The organism is Streptomyces sp. NPDC002888 (genome assembly GCF_042888465.1).
Taxonomy (GTDB): Bacteria; Actinomycetota; Actinomycetes; order Streptomycetales; family Streptomycetaceae; genus Streptomyces.
Map to the genome: position 1 here is coordinate 172146 of NZ_JBIAPU010000007.1, position 14554 is coordinate 186699.

Annotated in this window: 16 protein-coding genes; 10 read left to right on the forward strand and 6 right to left on the reverse strand. The window is 69.9% G+C overall.

All coding sequences use genetic code 11. The features are described 5' to 3' along the window. Window positions 1-76: 76 nt before the first annotated feature. A complete protein-coding gene (locus ACFYWX_RS14000; RefSeq protein WP_389424232.1) occupies window positions 77-1330 on the reverse strand; it encodes a vanadium-dependent haloperoxidase in 1254 nt (417 codons plus the stop codon). Window positions 1331-1478: 148 nt separating this feature from the next. Between ACFYWX_RS14000 and ACFYWX_RS14005 the strand changes: the two genes are divergently transcribed. The 3 genes from ACFYWX_RS14005 to ACFYWX_RS14015 all read left to right on the forward strand — a co-directional run bounded on the left by ACFYWX_RS14005 (window position 1479) and on the right by ACFYWX_RS14015 (window position 3836). Then, window positions 1479-2645 carry a tyrosine-type recombinase/integrase gene (locus tag ACFYWX_RS14005; RefSeq protein WP_389424233.1) on the forward strand — a complete coding sequence of 389 codons (1167 nt, stop codon included), beginning with the start codon at window positions 1479-1481 and terminating at the stop codon, window positions 2643-2645. Beyond that, the gene (locus tag ACFYWX_RS14010; protein ID WP_389424234.1) at window positions 2642-3421 is read left to right on the forward strand and encodes a hypothetical protein; all 780 of its coding nucleotides are present in this window, start codon (window positions 2642-2644) and stop codon (window positions 3419-3421) included. Before ACFYWX_RS14005 ends, ACFYWX_RS14010 begins: the two co-directional genes overlap by 4 nt. 85 nt (window positions 3422-3506) lie before the next feature. After that, entirely contained in the window at window positions 3507-3836 is a 330-nt protein-coding gene (locus tag ACFYWX_RS14015; RefSeq protein ID WP_389424235.1) for a hypothetical protein, read from the forward strand. Window positions 3837-3927: 91 nt separating this feature from the next. Here ACFYWX_RS14015 and ACFYWX_RS14020 read toward each other — a convergent pair whose 3' ends face one another. After that, complete coding sequence (locus ACFYWX_RS14020; RefSeq protein ID WP_389424236.1) at window positions 3928-4374, reverse strand: Lrp/AsnC family transcriptional regulator; 447 nt, start codon at window positions 4372-4374, stop codon at window positions 3928-3930. Window positions 4375-4608: 234 nt separating this feature from the next. On the opposite strand from ACFYWX_RS14020, the gene ACFYWX_RS14025 reads away from it, so the two are divergent. From ACFYWX_RS14025 to ACFYWX_RS14040, 4 genes are all read left to right on the forward strand, one after another. Next, window positions 4609-4998, forward strand: a complete 390-nt coding sequence (locus ACFYWX_RS14025) for a RidA family protein (RefSeq protein ID WP_389424237.1) — start codon at window positions 4609-4611, stop codon at window positions 4996-4998. A gap of 44 nt (window positions 4999-5042) precedes the next feature. After that, window positions 5043-5789, forward strand: coding sequence for an AzlC family ABC transporter permease (locus tag ACFYWX_RS14030; protein ID WP_389424238.1), 747 nt, complete (start codon window positions 5043-5045; stop codon window positions 5787-5789). After that, window positions 5782-6114, forward strand: a complete 333-nt coding sequence (locus tag ACFYWX_RS14035) for a branched-chain amino acid transporter permease (protein WP_389424239.1) — start codon at window positions 5782-5784, stop codon at window positions 6112-6114. Before ACFYWX_RS14030 ends, ACFYWX_RS14035 begins: the two co-directional genes overlap by 8 nt. A gap of 235 nt (window positions 6115-6349) precedes the next feature. Next, window positions 6350-7330 (forward strand): NADPH:quinone reductase, encoded by a 981-nt coding sequence (locus tag ACFYWX_RS14040; protein WP_389424240.1) that lies wholly within the window; start codon window positions 6350-6352, stop codon window positions 7328-7330. A gap of 447 nt (window positions 7331-7777) precedes the next feature. Here the strand turns inward: ACFYWX_RS14040 and ACFYWX_RS14045 are convergent, their stop codons facing one another. From ACFYWX_RS14045 to ACFYWX_RS14055, 3 genes are all read right to left on the reverse strand, one after another. Further along, window positions 7778-7852 (reverse strand): putative leader peptide, encoded by a 75-nt coding sequence (locus ACFYWX_RS14045; RefSeq protein WP_389424407.1) that lies wholly within the window; start codon window positions 7850-7852, stop codon window positions 7778-7780. 832 nt (window positions 7853-8684) lie between these two features. Continuing rightward, a complete protein-coding gene (locus ACFYWX_RS14050) occupies window positions 8685-9221 on the reverse strand; it encodes a GNAT family N-acetyltransferase (RefSeq protein ID WP_389424241.1) in 537 nt (178 codons plus the stop codon). Next, window positions 9218-10354 carry an LLM class flavin-dependent oxidoreductase gene (locus ACFYWX_RS14055; RefSeq protein ID WP_389424242.1) on the reverse strand — a complete coding sequence of 379 codons (1137 nt, stop codon included), beginning with the start codon at window positions 10352-10354 and terminating at the stop codon, window positions 9218-9220. The genes ACFYWX_RS14050 and ACFYWX_RS14055 overlap by 4 nt, the downstream gene beginning before the upstream one ends. A gap of 646 nt (window positions 10355-11000) precedes the next feature. On the opposite strand from ACFYWX_RS14055, the gene ACFYWX_RS14060 reads away from it, so the two are divergent. Genes ACFYWX_RS14060 through ACFYWX_RS14070 form a run of 3 tightly spaced genes read left to right on the forward strand, consistent with a single transcriptional unit; the run spans window position 11001 to window position 12607 of the window. After that, window positions 11001-11150, forward strand: coding sequence for a hypothetical protein (locus tag ACFYWX_RS14060; RefSeq protein WP_389424243.1), 150 nt, complete (start codon window positions 11001-11003; stop codon window positions 11148-11150). Next, the gene (locus ACFYWX_RS14065) at window positions 11147-11971 is read left to right on the forward strand and encodes a DUF1684 domain-containing protein (RefSeq protein ID WP_389424244.1); all 825 of its coding nucleotides are present in this window, start codon (window positions 11147-11149) and stop codon (window positions 11969-11971) included. The genes ACFYWX_RS14060 and ACFYWX_RS14065 overlap by 4 nt, the downstream gene beginning before the upstream one ends. Window positions 11972-12019: 48 nt before the next feature. Continuing rightward, window positions 12020-12607: an LLM class flavin-dependent oxidoreductase gene (locus tag ACFYWX_RS14070; protein WP_389424245.1), complete on the forward strand. Its 588-nt coding sequence runs from the start codon at window positions 12020-12022 to the stop codon at window positions 12605-12607. A 283-nt stretch (window positions 12608-12890) separates the two neighbouring features. Here the strand turns inward: ACFYWX_RS14070 and ACFYWX_RS14075 are convergent, their stop codons facing one another. Next, a complete protein-coding gene (locus ACFYWX_RS14075; protein ID WP_389424246.1) occupies window positions 12891-14537 on the reverse strand; it encodes a rhamnogalacturonan lyase B N-terminal domain-containing protein in 1647 nt (548 codons plus the stop codon). Window positions 14538-14554 lie beyond the last annotated feature (17 nt).

The following is a 14554-nucleotide window of genomic DNA, read 5'->3' on the forward strand; positions in this document are numbered from 1 at the left end:
GCACGGCGACAGGCGGCGGCCGCGCTCGCGTAGGGAACCTTCGGGGCGGCGCCGCCGGGTGGCCGGCAGGCGTCGCTCACAACACGTAGAACAGGCGCCCCGCGTTGCGCAGGGCGTGCGCCGCGACCCTCTTGCCGAGGGCGAGGCCGGCCACGTCGGCCGAGCGGGTGTGGATGCCGGAGTACACGCGTGCGTCCTCGTTCTCCTGGGACAGCTCACTCCAGGCCGCGTACGTGCGCGTCACTCCGGGGGCGGTGGCGCTGGTCAGCTCGAACGGTGCGGTGCGCGGCCCGGTGAGCGCCGTGAGGATCGTTTCCGCCGCTCCCGCGTACGTGTTGTGGCCGCTGGAATAGTCGGGATGGGCCGGCGTGACGTGCAGCGGCGTCCAGTCGGGGTCGGGGTCGATCGTGCCGGTACGGATGGCCGTGACCGGGCGCCAGCGCAGGTAGGCGTACTTGGTGTCGGACGTGGCGATCTGTGTGTCCACCAGGGCGATGTGGAACAGCGCCACCAGCGCGGCCCGTGCGGGGGTGGAGCGTGGCGACCGGGCCAGGGCGACCCGCAGCGGCTCGGTGTACAGCGTCAGCGAGGAGCCGAACCAGAAGTTGGCGGTCTCGGTCTGCAGCGCCGTGCGTACGGTGCTGTCCACGGCCCCGTACGCCCGCACCTCGGCCAGGTCGGCACGGTAGCGCGCGGAGTCCAGGGCGGGCGGCGCGGGCAGCCGGTACTGGTCGGGACTGTCCAGCAGGAAGGGCCGGGCGAGCTGGTTGCCGTACTGTGCGGCCGGGGCGTATGCGGGCGGCGTCGGCTGCCACACGCCGGGCGCTGCCGGTGGCACGGTGAACGGCGCGTTCACCGAGGCCGGGTCGAGGCCGTCGCCCTCGCGGGAGGCGAGGAGCAGCCGCGCCTGACGGGCACCGGCCGCCACGCCCTTCGCCTTGGCCGGTCCGTCCGGGACGCGGTCCAGCGTCGTACGCAGCGCGGTGTCCAGTTCCTGGGCACGGGACGGGACCAGTGCCACCAGGGCGTCGTGCAGGGCGGATGCCAGGGCCGCGTCCTGGAAGTCCCCCCGTTCGACACCGGGCGGCACCTCGCGGGTGGCCCGGGCCGCCGCGAGCCAACTGATGGCCCATGTGCGGCTGTTGGTGATCTGGGTCGTGGCCCCGCCGGCAGCGATGGTCGCGGCGGTCGTGTCGTACCAGTCGAGCGCGGCGGACGGACGGGCGGACCGGTGCTCCGCCGCGCCGGACGGGGCGGTGCCGGCGCCGGCCAGCAGGACGGCCGAGCCCAGCGTCACCAGGGCGGAACGGCGGGTTCTGATCGGGTTCACGGGACTCCTTCGCGGTTTTCTAGGGCGAGCGCAGTTGTGGTGTGACGTGGCGTGGACGGACCTCGTTGATCTTCTGAGGCTCGTTCTCGGGGGGGGTGTGGCTCTGTGGCGGGTTGTTGTATGGACCGTCACGACGAAGGAGTTGCACGTGCGGGCGTTTCCCGTGGATCTGCCGTCCGGTGCGCGGTACTGGACAGTGATCGATGAAGATCTGTGTGTGGTGCCGGTCGCCGATCAGTGGCTTCGGTTCCTGCGGTTCGGGCGTGGCCGGACGGAGCTGACGACGCGGTCGTACGCCGGCGGGGCCGTCTTCTACTTCCGCTGGTGCCGGGCGACGGGGCGGCGGTGGGAAGAGGCGGCGCGGGACCTGGGCTTGTTCATGGTGTGGCTGCGCTTTTCGCCGGCCCGGTTGGGCGCCGAGACCTCGACGGTCGTGTGGGGTCCGGGTACGCGGCCCTTGCGGGGCGAGCGGCGGGTGAACGGGGTGCTGGCCGCGGTGCGCGGCCTGCTGTCGTACGCCGTGTCGGTGGGCGCGGTGCACCGGTCGGTGTTGGGGCAACTGTATGAGCTGGCTGACAGCCGGGATCTTCCGGAGGAGGCGAAGGGGGAGGAGACGGGCCTGTATTACCGGTTGCGGGCGCGGCACCGGCTGCAGGAGCCGAAGGCGGACGTCGACCGGGCCCGGGACGACGAGCTTGTGGCGATGTTTCTGGCGTGCCGTAGTGCCCGGGACCGGCTGATCGTGTTGCTGCACGGCCGGGTGGGTCTGCGGCGGGGCCAGGTTGCGGGGCTGCGCCGCAGTGACTGCCATCTGCTGCCCGATTCCCGTGCTCTGGGCTGCGACGAGGAGGGCGCGCACGTGCATGTGCGGCGCCGCGCGAACTCGAATCGGGCGTGGTCGAAGTCGAAGACGGCGTGGGTGCAGCCGCTGGACTTCCTCGTGGTGCAGGCGTTCGACCAGTACGTCGACGAGCGCCTGGAGCGGCTGGGTGCGGGTGGCAGCGACTTTCTGCTGGTGAACCTCTCACGCGAGCCGCTGGGCGCGCCGATGTCCCCGGCGGCGATGGGCGAGCTGTTCGAGCGGCTGTCGGCGCGTGCGAAGCTGGGGCGCAAGGTCGGCCCGCACATGGCCCGGCGTGCGTTCGGCAGCAACGTCGCTAATGCCGGGGGCAGTTGGGACGAAGTGCAGATGCTGCTGGGGCAGGAGCATCCCGGATCGGTCGCACCGTACGTGATCCCGGACCGCAGCCGGGTGCGCGAGGCTGTCGAGCGGGTTCCCTCGCCGCGGGAACTGTCCGGGCGAGGTGAGCGATGACGGCGCCGCAGCCGGTCACGGTCGGGCCGTTCCTCGGTGAGGACGATCCGCGGACCCGGCAGATCGTGGAGGCCCTGGACCCGGACTTTCTGCGGATCGTGCGGTGGGACTGGGAGCTGCGGGTGATCTTCTACCCCGCAGATCATCCCGTGCTGGGCATGCCGGACTGCTGCGTGAACGGGTGCAGCAGGGGGGTGAGGTTCGACCGGAAGATGTGTACGGGCTGCGAGCGGGCCTGGAAGGAGTCGGGGCTGTCTCTGGAGGACTTCGCTAATAGGGCCAAGCCCCGGATGCTGGGCATGCGGCAGGAGATGTGCCGGGTGCAGCGCTGCGGCAGGCCGGCCAAGTCTGCGCGGAGCGCACTGTGCGACCCGCACCACCGACAGCGGGTGGATACCCTGAAGCTGCCGATGGAGGACTTCCTGCACCACCCCGCGGTCACTCCTCGCGCAAGCACCGGGCAGTGCGAGGTGGAGGTCTGCTACCGGCTTCGCGACTACGAGAACTCCCGTTACTGCAAGGCACACTCGCTGCGGCTGAAGTACGCCCGCAGGCGCGGCGAGGTGACGGACGAGGAGACGTGGCGGCGCACGGCGCCGGCCGTCCACGCCGACCGGGAACTGTGTCTGCGCGGGGCCTGCCGGACCGGGTCGTCGCAGAGGTTCTTTACGGTCTGCAGGCCCGTACTGAGTCGGGCGTCAAGACGTGGGATCACTTCCTGCGGCCGTTGTGTGACCGGCTCAGGGAGATGCAGGCGCCGACCCTGGAGGTCATGAACGATCCGGAGGTCTTCGCACCTTCCTCTACCGCCACCGCGACCTGCTCGCGCTGATCCACGCGGCCCAACGAGAGCCGCACGGATTGCCGTCCTCGGCCAGCCCGCCTGTCAGCCTGGCCTCGCTTCAAACCGACCTCGCCAACTCCCACGCCCGCAACACCCGCCTCGTCACACAGATCCGGCGCCTGGAGCGGCGCCTGTCGGAGCTCATGGGGAAGCAGGCGTGGCGTGAATCGGGGCTGGGTGCACCCGCCGATCATGAAGAACTACAGCGTCAGGTCACGCGCCTGGAACAGATGAACACCGAGCTGACCGCCCAACTGGAGGAGAGAGACGCGGAGCTGGAGGCGGCTCGCGCTGCCAACCGGGAACTGACCCGGGCCCTCAACCAGCGCGAATCCGCCGGCCGGTAGCTCAGACGGGGGATCGAGTAAACCGCTGGGCCCCCCAGCAGGAACCTGACTGAGTTCATGCCTGCCGCGACCAGCCTTTTCGCGCTGCGCGTCACGTACTGCGCGTCCAGGAGCCGAGCACCATCAACGTTTTGGTGCCGGTGACGCCCCTCTCCCGGCGGAGCCCGTCGATGACCTTCTGCAAGTGCGCGATGTCCCGCACCCGTACATGGACGAGAGCGTCAGGGTCTCCGGCGGTCGTGAAGGCCGCCTGTACCTCGGGCACTTTGTGGGTGGTTCCCAGGATCTCGCCGACGGCCGTGTTGCCGGTGTAGCTGAGCTCGACGAAGGCTTCGATTCCCCAGCCGAGTTTCGTGTGATCGACCTGCACGGTGAAGCCGGTGATGACACCGATGTCCCGCAGCCTGTCCACGCGGCGTTTGACCGCGGCCACGGACAGCCCGACCTCCGGGGCCATCTCGGAAAAGGAACGGCGGCCGTCCTCCCGCAGCAGGTCGAGCAGCTTGCGATCGACGTCGTCGATCTCATTCAGCGGCATCTCTCAATCTCCTTCTCAACGCAATAAAACAGAGGCTATCGAGCTCTGCGTGCAAAGACTTTGCACACACAAGGTTGAGGGCCGCAACAACTTGCGTCAACGAGTGCGCTCTGTTGTGCTGGTCTCCAGCCCGGCTGAGGGCTGGCCGTCTGCGAGGCACGCGACGGCGTTCCGAGGCCCCTGCGGGTGACTGCAGTCCGCCTGCGGCCGAATCTGAGAAAGGGCACGTGCGCCATGACTAAGAAGATCATCGACACCGGATCGTCTCTCGGTCCGTACTCGTCCGCCGTGGTGGCCGGCAACCACCTCTACGTGGCGGGTCACTGTGGATTCCTTCCAGGCACGCCCGACATCGCGGAGGGCGGGCTGGAGGCGGAGTTCCGCCAGACCCTGAAGAACCTCGAAGCGACGATCCTCCAGGCCGGCTTCCGCCTCGAAGACGTCGTCTCGACCACCTGCTACCTGCGCGACATGGACCACTGGCCGCTCCTCAACGAGATCTACAGCGGCTACTTCGCCCAGGACGTGCCCGCTCGCGCCGCGGTCGCCGTTGTGGGCCTGCCCCTCGGCGCGAACCTTGAGATCACCTGCGTGGCCTGGCGCGACGACACCGGCACAAACTGAGCAGCGCCGCCGAAGACCTCTCCACCGCTACCAAGAATCTCTCTATGCACACCCCATCGCCTGCCGTGTCCGTCGACTCTCCCAAGCACGCACCCCCGCCTGCGTCCAAGTCCTCGTCCGAGGCCGCGGCGGCGCTGAAGGACTCCGGGGCCGTCGGCCTGGGCATGTTCCCTCTGGGCGTGGCTTTCGGGGTGCTGGTCGTCCACTCCGGGCTGAGCTGGTGGTGGGCACCGGTCATCTCCGGTCTCGTCTACGCCGGCTCGCTGGAGTTCCTGCTCGTGGGGATGATCGTCGCTGTCGCTCCGCTGGCGCAGATCGCCCTGTCGGCCTTCCTGATCAACTTCCGGCATGTGTTCTACGCGCTGTCCTTCCCTTTGCACCGGGTCGAAAGCCCGGCCGGGAAGGCGTACGCCGTCTTCGGGATGACCGACGAGGCATACGCGCTGACCTCCGGCGGCGCGGCCCGGTCCTGGTCCGGCCGGCGCATCCTGTGGCTGCAGGCATTCCTGCAGACCTACTGGGTGTCGGGAGCGACCGCGGGCGCCCTGCTCGGGGCGGTGATCCCCCCGCAAGTGGTGGGTCTGGACTTCGCCCTGACCGCCTTGTTCGCGGTACTGACCGTCGACGCCGTACGGGCGCGGCGCGAGCTGCCCACGCCGGTACTGGCCCTGATCTGCGCGCTCGTCGCACGGTTCGCCTTCCCCAGCCAGATGCTCCTCGTCGCCTTCGCCCTGTTCACCACCGCCCTCCTGGCCCGCTACACCCTGACCAAGAAGGCCGCCCGTGCCTGACACGCCCTACGTAGTCGCCGCCGTCGCCGTGTGCGTCGCTATCACCTTCGCCCTGCGGGCTCTGCCCTTCGCCGTCCTGACGCCGCTGCGCGCCAGCGCAGTGGTGCACTACCTCAACGCCCGCATGCCGGTCGGCGTGATGCTGATCCTCACCGTGTACACGCTGCGCGGCCTTTCCCTGACCGCCCCGCGCCAGCTGGTGGCGCCCGCGATCGCCCTGGCCGTCACCCTCGGCCTGCACCACTGGCGGCACAACGCCGTGCTGAGCATCTTCGGCGGCACCGCCGTCCACGTGGCCCTCGCCAGCACCCTCACCCCCCACTGACCTCACCAGGCCGGCCGCGAACGCCGCCACCCCGGGCGTCCGTCGCGGCATCCAGCGCCGCGGCCCTCCATCGGGCGAGGCCGACACGCGGGCGGATCGTCGCCACCGTAGGCGGCGAACCCGGGAAAGCGACGATGAAGGCCGGCCAGCAGCTGCCCAACTGCCCGGCAGAAGACGGGGCGCTCCCGGGCAAGCAGCTTCTTGGCCAGGCCCACGACCGAGTAGGGAGAGATCCATGTACGGCATCCAGGTTTCGCAGTTCGGCACCGAGGACGTCCTGACGTACACCGAGCTGCCCGCCCCCGAGCCGGGTCCCGGGCAGGTCCGCGTGCGGATGCACGCCGTCGGCGTCAATCCCGCCGACACCTACATCCGCTCTGGCACCTATGCGTTCTACACCCCGCAGCTGCCCTACACCCCGGGCTTCGACGGTGCCGGCGTCGTCGACGAGGTTGGCCCCGGCGTCGACACGGTCAAGACGGGGGAGCGGGTCTTCGTGGCGGCGCTGGGCACGCCGGGATGCTCTGGAACCTACGCCGAACTGGCGGTCGTCGACGCCCGCGCGGTCCACCCGCTGCCGGCCGCCCTGTCCTTCGGCCAGGGCGCGGCGGTCGGCGTCCCCTGTCTGACCGCCTGGCGCGCCCTGTTCCAAAAGGCCCGGCTGAAGGCCGGTGAGACGGTTCTCATCCACGGCGCGAGCGGCGGCGTCGGCATCCACGCCACGCAGCTGGCCCACGATGCGGGAGCCATCGTCATCGGCACCGCGGGCTCCAGCACGGGAGCAGATCTTGTCCGCGCCGCAGGAGCCCAGCACGTCCTCGACCACAGCACACCCGGCTACCTCGACGAACTGGCGCAGATCACCGACGGACACGGCGTCTCGGTGATCATCGAGATGCAGGCCGACATCAACCTGGAGCACGACCTCAAAGCCCTCGCCACCTACGGCCGGGTGGTCATCGTCGGCAGCCGCGGCAGCCTGGACTTCACCCCCCGGCTCACCATGCTCAAAGAAGCCACCATCCAGGGCACCGCTCTTTGGTACGCCACCACGCAAGAAGCCGCCGACGCCCTCACGGCCGTGGCGGCGGGACTCGACAACGGAGTCATCCAACCGGTCGTCGGAGACGAATTGCCCCTACGTGAAGCGGCAGCAGCCCACCGCAAGATCCTCGAATCCGGAACACGAGGCAAGCTCATCCTGACCACCGACTGACCCCAGGGGAGCATGCCGCGCGCGTACGCCCCAGAGAGTTGGGCGCAGCGCCTGCTGCGATCGCCTCCGCCGAGGGGAGGCAGCCACCTTTCTGCTGCGGCTGATCTGGCAGCAGCGAGCCCTGGCGGCGGAACTGCCGACGGGGCTTCACCTGAACCGGCGATACCGCCACACCTGTTGCGCCTGCTAGCGTCGGCCAAACCGGCACTGAGCTGCACAAGCCAAACCGACCAACTTTCGCGCCACAGTCTCTACCCGAGAGAACTCCTGACGTGCAGGATTGCGGGGTTGCGGACGTGCGGGGTTGCGGACGATCTCCTGGCGGGCGGGATCGCGGGCTCGGGGTTGGTGAGCTCTGCTGCCGGGCGCTGCACAAGGGCGAACGGGACCGACGCGAGGGGCGGTTCGACGTGTGGGCGTCCGCGGCTGGCTCGACGCGACGACGGGTCAGCTACACAGCGCGGCGGCGACGCGCATCAGATCGACGGCACGTCGTTGGGTGAACCACAGAGGGGACCGCATGGCCGACGACGCTATCCATGACCGAAGTGCCGGTCAACGGGCGGCGGTTGGTCGGTCCGCATTGCAACGAGGGCTTCGCGTTGCCGCCACGCGTCCGTCACCCGGCCGCGAACGCACCGACGTCGGCGCTCACGCTCAGTCCCTGGACGAGCAGGGCCGACGACCTCCCGCCGCCCCGGGAGGCGGCGGGGCACCGATCGGCTCAGGCACCGAGCACCTGTGTCACGGCGGCCGCGCGGCCGGCACATGAGCGCCAGCCTCCTGCTCAGTACGACTCAACCGGATCGGCATCCGCGCTCGCGCCAGTCGCAACACAGCAATGAACGGCCGCGAAGCCGGTACTCGGCCCGGTCGCCACGCGAGGGCTCGACGACTGCGCGAGGAGGCGCGCGCTGTCGGGGGGCTTTTGCGGAAGGCCCGCTGGGCCCCCGCTACTTCTCCCCACGGGAAGAGCAGAAGAGGACAGAGGAGCGGGGGTTGAAGGCGGTCAACCGGTGGGTACCGCGGTCCCTCGGGGAGGCACTGCTGTGGCGGCTGCTTGGCGCCGCCACTTCCGGAGGTATGTCTCCGGCCCACACCGGCCGCTGCCGACAGCCGCTTTGCGGTTCAGCGACACGCTTCCCGGATCAACGACAACAGAACGCGCTGGAGACGTGCGCCAGGTCGACGTGGAGCCGCCGAGTCACATCCACGCGAGGGGTCATGGGACGTGAGTTGAGCAGACGTCAACCCACCCAGGCATGGGCGCCACCGAGGCTGCCCGCTTCCTCGGCCGACATGGCCGAGGTGGTTCGGGCCACGACCGCCACCGGCGCGGCCCACATCCGGACACTCACCGGTTGGCTGCCTCTCCTTGGTGTGTTGCGGCCGGCAGGTGCTTCTCGAAAGGCAGGGGGCCGATGGTTTCCGGGTCGGCCTCGGTGTCGAACAGGGGGGTGTAGCCGGTCGTGAGGTACAGGAAGCAGGCCTCCGGCTGGCGCGGACCGGTGGTCAGGTAGATCCGCCGGTAGCCGCGGGCGCTCGCCTCGCGTTCCAGCTCGGCGACGACCCGTCGGGCCAGGCCGCGCCGCCGGTGGGCAGAGTGCGTCCAGATCCGCTTCAGCTCGGCCGTGGTCTCGTCGTATCGGCGGAAGGCGCCGCCCGCGACCGGCTCGCCGTGTTCGAGGAGCAGGAGCAGCACCCCGCCGTACGGGGTGGTGAACTCCTCGTCGGGGTAGCGGGCCAGTTCGGCATGGGCGTCCATGCCATAGCGGGTCGAGTACTCCTCTCCGAGTTCGCGCAGCAGAGGTCTCACCCTCGGGTCGGACACGGTCACTTGAATGACCGTCGGCTCGGCTGAAGGCGACTGCGGTTGTGCGACGGAGGTCATCCGTTCACCGCCGCGACGGTCTGCGTGGCGCGCACCGCCCGCTCGGCGTCGCGCTTGGCGACTTCCTCGCGCACGATCGGGATCACGTGCCGGCCGAAGTCGATGGCATCGCCCAGCAGGTCGTAGCCGCGGGCGGAGAGGATGTCCACGCCGAGGTCGTAGTAGTCGAGGAGCGCCTGGGCCACCGTTTCCGGGGTGCCGACCAAGGCGTTGGAATTGCCGGCTCCACCGGTCGCAGCGGCTGTCGGGGTCCACAGGGCGCGGTCATAACGCTCCCCCGCCTCGGCAATGGCGATCAGCCGCTGCGAGCCGGTGTTCTGTGGCGCAGTGTGCCCGTTGTGGCGTTTGGTGACCGGCTCGCCCTTCTCCTTGCGGGCCTTGATCGCACCGACCGTGCGGTGGGCCTTCTCCCAGGCCAGTTCCTCGGTCGGGGCGATGATCGGGCGAAACGCCACCTGGATGCGGGGCACGTCGGTGCGGCCCGCGGCCTTCGCGGCGGCCTTCACGTTCGCGATCTGCTCGGCGGTCTTCGCGAGGGGCTCGCCCCACAGGCAGTAGATGTCGGCCTCGGCGCCCCCTGTGGCGTACGCGGCGGGTGACGAGCCACCGAACGACACGTTGGGGCGCGGCTGTTGGACCGGGAAGACGTCGCTGACGAAGTCGTGGAAGCGATAGTGCTCGCCCTCGTGGTCGAAGGGCTCATGGGTGGTCCAGATCTTCTTGACGATCCGGATGTACTCGCGGGTGCGGTCGTAGCGCTCGTCCTTGGTGAGGGTGTCGCCCTCGCGGCCCTGTTCGTGGTCGTTGCCGCCGGTGATGAAGTGCACGGCCAGCCGGCCCTGGCTGATCTGGTCGAGGGTGGCGAAGGTCTTCGCGGCGAAGGTCGGGTACGAGACGTTGGGCCGGTGGGCGAGCAGGATCTGGAGGCGGTCCAGCCTGCTCGCGATGTAGGCGGCAGCCGGCGCGGGATCCGGCGATCCGGAACCGTAGGCGAACAGCACCCGATCCCAGCCGTGGTCCTCGTGCGCCCGGGCGAGCCGGAGCGTGTACTCCTTGTCGAAAGCGGCGCCGGAGCGCGGGGTCGTTTCGGAGCCGTCATTGGTGGCGGCGATGCCAAGGAACTCCACTGGCATGGGAGATGGCCTTTCCTCAAGTCCTGTGGGGCCGTGCCGTGGGCGGCAGGCGGGCACGGCGGAGCAGCCCTCGGTGCGGCCGTGTGTGACGGCGCTTCAGATGGGTGGGAACAGGTGGTGAGCAGGTGTGATGACGCCGAGGCATCGGCCTCGGGCGAGAAGGAGGGCGGCAGCGCGTGACAGGTCTCGCGGGACCGTCCGTGCACGGAGCCGGCGTGTGCTCAGCGCATGCGTACGACGGTGCTGCGAGGGGAGGAACTCGGCCCCCTACGGTGCCACCGAGGGAGGGAAGGGCCGGTCAGGCGGCCCGCTGCCGCATCAGGCGCAACACGCGGCGGACCACACCCGACCGAAGTCGATGTGGTCACGGGTGACCAGGCGCTGCTCGGCATTCATACGACCAATTGAGCAGTACATCTCGCTTCTCGTCAACTACGTCCGGATGACGGACCGGCCTTGAGCAGTTCCTGCGCATGGTTGACACATGCATGCGTTGGATACATACGATCGGGACCGGACAGGCTCCGCCTCGCGTGGCAGCCGCACCGGCCGCGTTGAGGGACGCGGCGAGCATGATGACGCCGAAACCCAGTCATTACGCCGTACCCGCGCTGTATCTGCGCGCAATCCACGAACGTGCGCCCACTTGGTGGTCTGCGACGAGCCGGTGTCCACGCTCTACGTCTCCGTCCAGTCCCGGGTCCTCGACCTGCTCACCGAACTGCGCGCGGCGATCCCCGGCAACCGTTACGCCACGGCCGCATTCGAGCCGCTGGAAGCGAAGGAGCACGCATGACCGTTCAGGACACCGCCGCAGACCTGTCCGCGTTCACCCGCGACTGGCAGGAGTGGCACACCAGGCAGGAGGCACGACTCGCCGACCCGCACGGGTTCCTCGCCATCACCGGCCTGCACTGGCTCGGCGACGAGCCGCAGCGCTTCCCGGACGCTCCGGGCGCCTGGTCGACCGGCACCGGCGGCGTCGTCGTGATCCTCGACGAAGGTGAGGAACTGGTCGTGGACGCAACCCCCGTCCGCGGCGAGCACCGCTTCGGGGTGCTCCCGGAGCGCGGCGGAGTCGACGCGGTCTGGGGCGACGCCGTGATCGAGGTGGCCAAGCGCGGCGGACACGACATCATCCGTCCCCGGCACCCGGACACCCCGCTGCGCACCGCCTTCACCGGCACGCCCGCCTACGCCCCGCAGCCCCGCTGGGCGGTGACCGGCCGCTACACGGCCTTCGCCGAGCCGCGGCCGACGACCGTGGGCGCGGCGGTCGAAGGCCTTGAGCACGTGTACGACGCGCCGGGCCGGGTCGAGTTCGAGCTGGACGGACGCCCCCTGGCCCTGACCGCGTTCCCCGGTCACAGCCCGGGCAGTCTGCTGGTGCTGTTCACCGACGCGACCTCCGGGGTCACCACCTACGCGGCCAACCGGGCCCTCACCCTCGATCCGCCCGCCGCCGACGGCACGGTCGTCCTGGACTTCAACCGGGCGGCGAACCTGCCGTGCGCCTACACCGATCTGGCCACCTGCCCGCTGCCTCCGGCCGAGAACCGGCTGCCCGTGGCGATCGAGGCCGGGGAGAAGATCCCCCGCGAGCGGGGCGGGTCCTGAGCACCGGGCGCCACCGCGACGACCACAACCAAGAGGGACGAACACCGCGTGAGCACCCCCGCGATCAGCTCGCTGGCCTTTCTCACCCCGGGCAACTTCGCCGACGACGACCCGTACACCGGCCTGGAGGAAACGCTGCAGCTGTTCGAGTACGGCGAACGGCTGGGATTCGACGGTGCCTGGATCCGGCAACGTCATCTCGAGCACGGCGTCGGCTCGGCCGCGGTCTTCCTCGCTGCCGCCGGCCAGCGCACCGAGCGGGTCGAGCTGGGGACCGCGGTCATCCCGATCGGGTACGAGAGCCCGTTCCGGCCCGCCGAGGACCTGGCGCTGGCCGACGTGCTGTCCCGCGGCCGGCTGCAGGTCGGCTTCAGCACCGGCATGCCGCACGCCGAACTCCTCGGCGACCTGGTGTATGACGGGGACTGGCGCGGCTTCGACCTGTCGTACGGCAAGGTCGCCCGCGTCATCGACCACCTGCGCGGCGACTACCTCGGCGGCCCGGACACGGTGATCCAGTCCCCCGGCAACCTCAGCGGCCACGCCTTCAGCCGCACAACTCCGGCCTGGTGGACCGGGTCTGGTACGGCGGAGGCAGTCTGCGCTCGATCCGGTGGGCCGCGGAGCACGGCCTGAACCTGCTCAGCGGCAACATCGTCACCGGCGAGGGCACCGACGACTTCACCACGGCCCAGCTCACCCTGCTCTCCGAGTACCGGCGCGCGCTCACCGGAGACCGCCCGACACGGGTGGCGCTCGGCCGGGTGATCGTTCCACCTGGCCCGGGCCGGGCGCCGGTGTCGGCACCTGGATCTCCTCCAGGACCTCCGGGCCGCCGTTCGTCTTGAATCCGTATGCACGCCCGTGGCACTCCTCTCACAGGTGCGTTCGGCGCAGCATCGGACTGTGTGTGCCGCCCTCAGAGCAGGTCCAGGGCGTCGAAGCCGTAGCTGGGGCTGAGGTAGCCCCCGCCGCCCGCCGAGCCGCTGGCGGCGTCGATGCGCAAGGTGTTGGTGCCGGTCAGCAGCTGGGCCGCGGGGATGACGTACTCGTACGTGTGGTTGTTGCCGCGGTAGCTGCCGACCGTCAGGGTCCGGGTGGAGGGCTCGGTGGCGGCGGCCGGGATGGCGGAGGTCCAGGTGTCGTTGACCGTGATCTGGGGGCGGCCGCCCGCCTTGGCCGTGGTGATGCCGATGCGGAGGGTCCTGTCGGCGGCGGCCTGGGCTGCGGTGAGGGTGAAGGAGACGAACAGGCCCTGGTTGATCTCCTTGAACTGGTAGGCGGGCCAGGCCGAGGCCGTCGAGGTGCCGATGACGTAGGTGCCGGCGGTCCAGGCGGCGGCGCGGGAGTCGGAGGGGTGGGCGTAGGTGACGAGGGAGGCGTTCTTGAAGCCGGCCGGGGTGCCGTTCCAGTCGCCGATGCGCCAGATCGCGGTGTCGGCGGCTGGGTCGCCGGTGATCGTGATGGTGTGCACGGTGGTGACGGCGCCCGCGGTGACCGTGACGTTCTGGGTGTGCACGGCGAGCTCGCCCTTGTAGACGGTGAGGGTGTACGTGCCGGGCAGGATGCCGGGGATCGCGTACTTACCGGTGCTCGGGTCCACCTTCGCCCAGTACTGCGCCCCGGTGTTGGAGACGCCCACGACGTAGGGGTACGAAGTGTCCCGCCCCGCAAGCCCGTTGCCGACGATCCGCCCGCGACCCCCCGCGCCGGTCCAGCCGGTGAGGCCGAGGGCGTCCACCCAGGTGGTGTGGTCGCGCCCGGACACGGCGGTGGTCGGCGCAGCCCCGTCGGTGAAGGCGAGGACGTACGGGCCGTGCAACCCGAAGCGCTCGGCCTCCGTCTGGCCCTCGGCGTAGTAGAGGTGCTCGTAGAGACCGGCGCCCGACTCGTTGCCGTGCCGCAGCAGCTGGCGGACGAACGGGCCGCCGGAGTCCTTCTCCTTGTTGGAGCGTACGACCCAGATCGAGGCGGCGGAGGCACTGAAACCGAAGTAGTCGTAGTCGATGGTCCGCAGGTTGGAGAAGTGCTTGGATCTGGTGGTGCCGTCGGTCTTGCGGAAGACATCGGCGGACTCGATGACGGTGTCGGAGTTGGACCAGGTGTCCGGGTAGGTGGTGGGGAAGATGCCCGGCTTGAGGCGCGCGATGTAGCGGCTGGCGGTGACCGAGGTATCGGCCTTGTAGGTGAAGAGGTAGATGTTGTTCTCGCCGCTGCGCGCCACGTAGTAGTGGATCAGGGTGCCGTGGACGACCTTGATGAGGACGACTCCGGTGGCGGGCGTCGAGATCGTCACCGTAGAGGCGCCGAGGCCGCTCTCGACGTGGGAGTTCTTGCCGTCGTAGCCCTGGTACTCGGTCCCCCTGTAGACGAAGGACGAGAGGTCACCGTTGCCGTGGTTGACCTTGAAGACCAGGCCGGCGCCGGTGTCGACGACGTAGTTGGTGCCGTCGTCGGTGTAGCCGAAGCTCGCGGCTGAGGCGGTGACGGGGGTGGCGAGGGCCAGGGCGAGTCCGACCGCCGAGGCGAGGACGGTACGGCGGGACAGCGGGCTGTCGTACGGCATGCGGACAACTCCTGTGG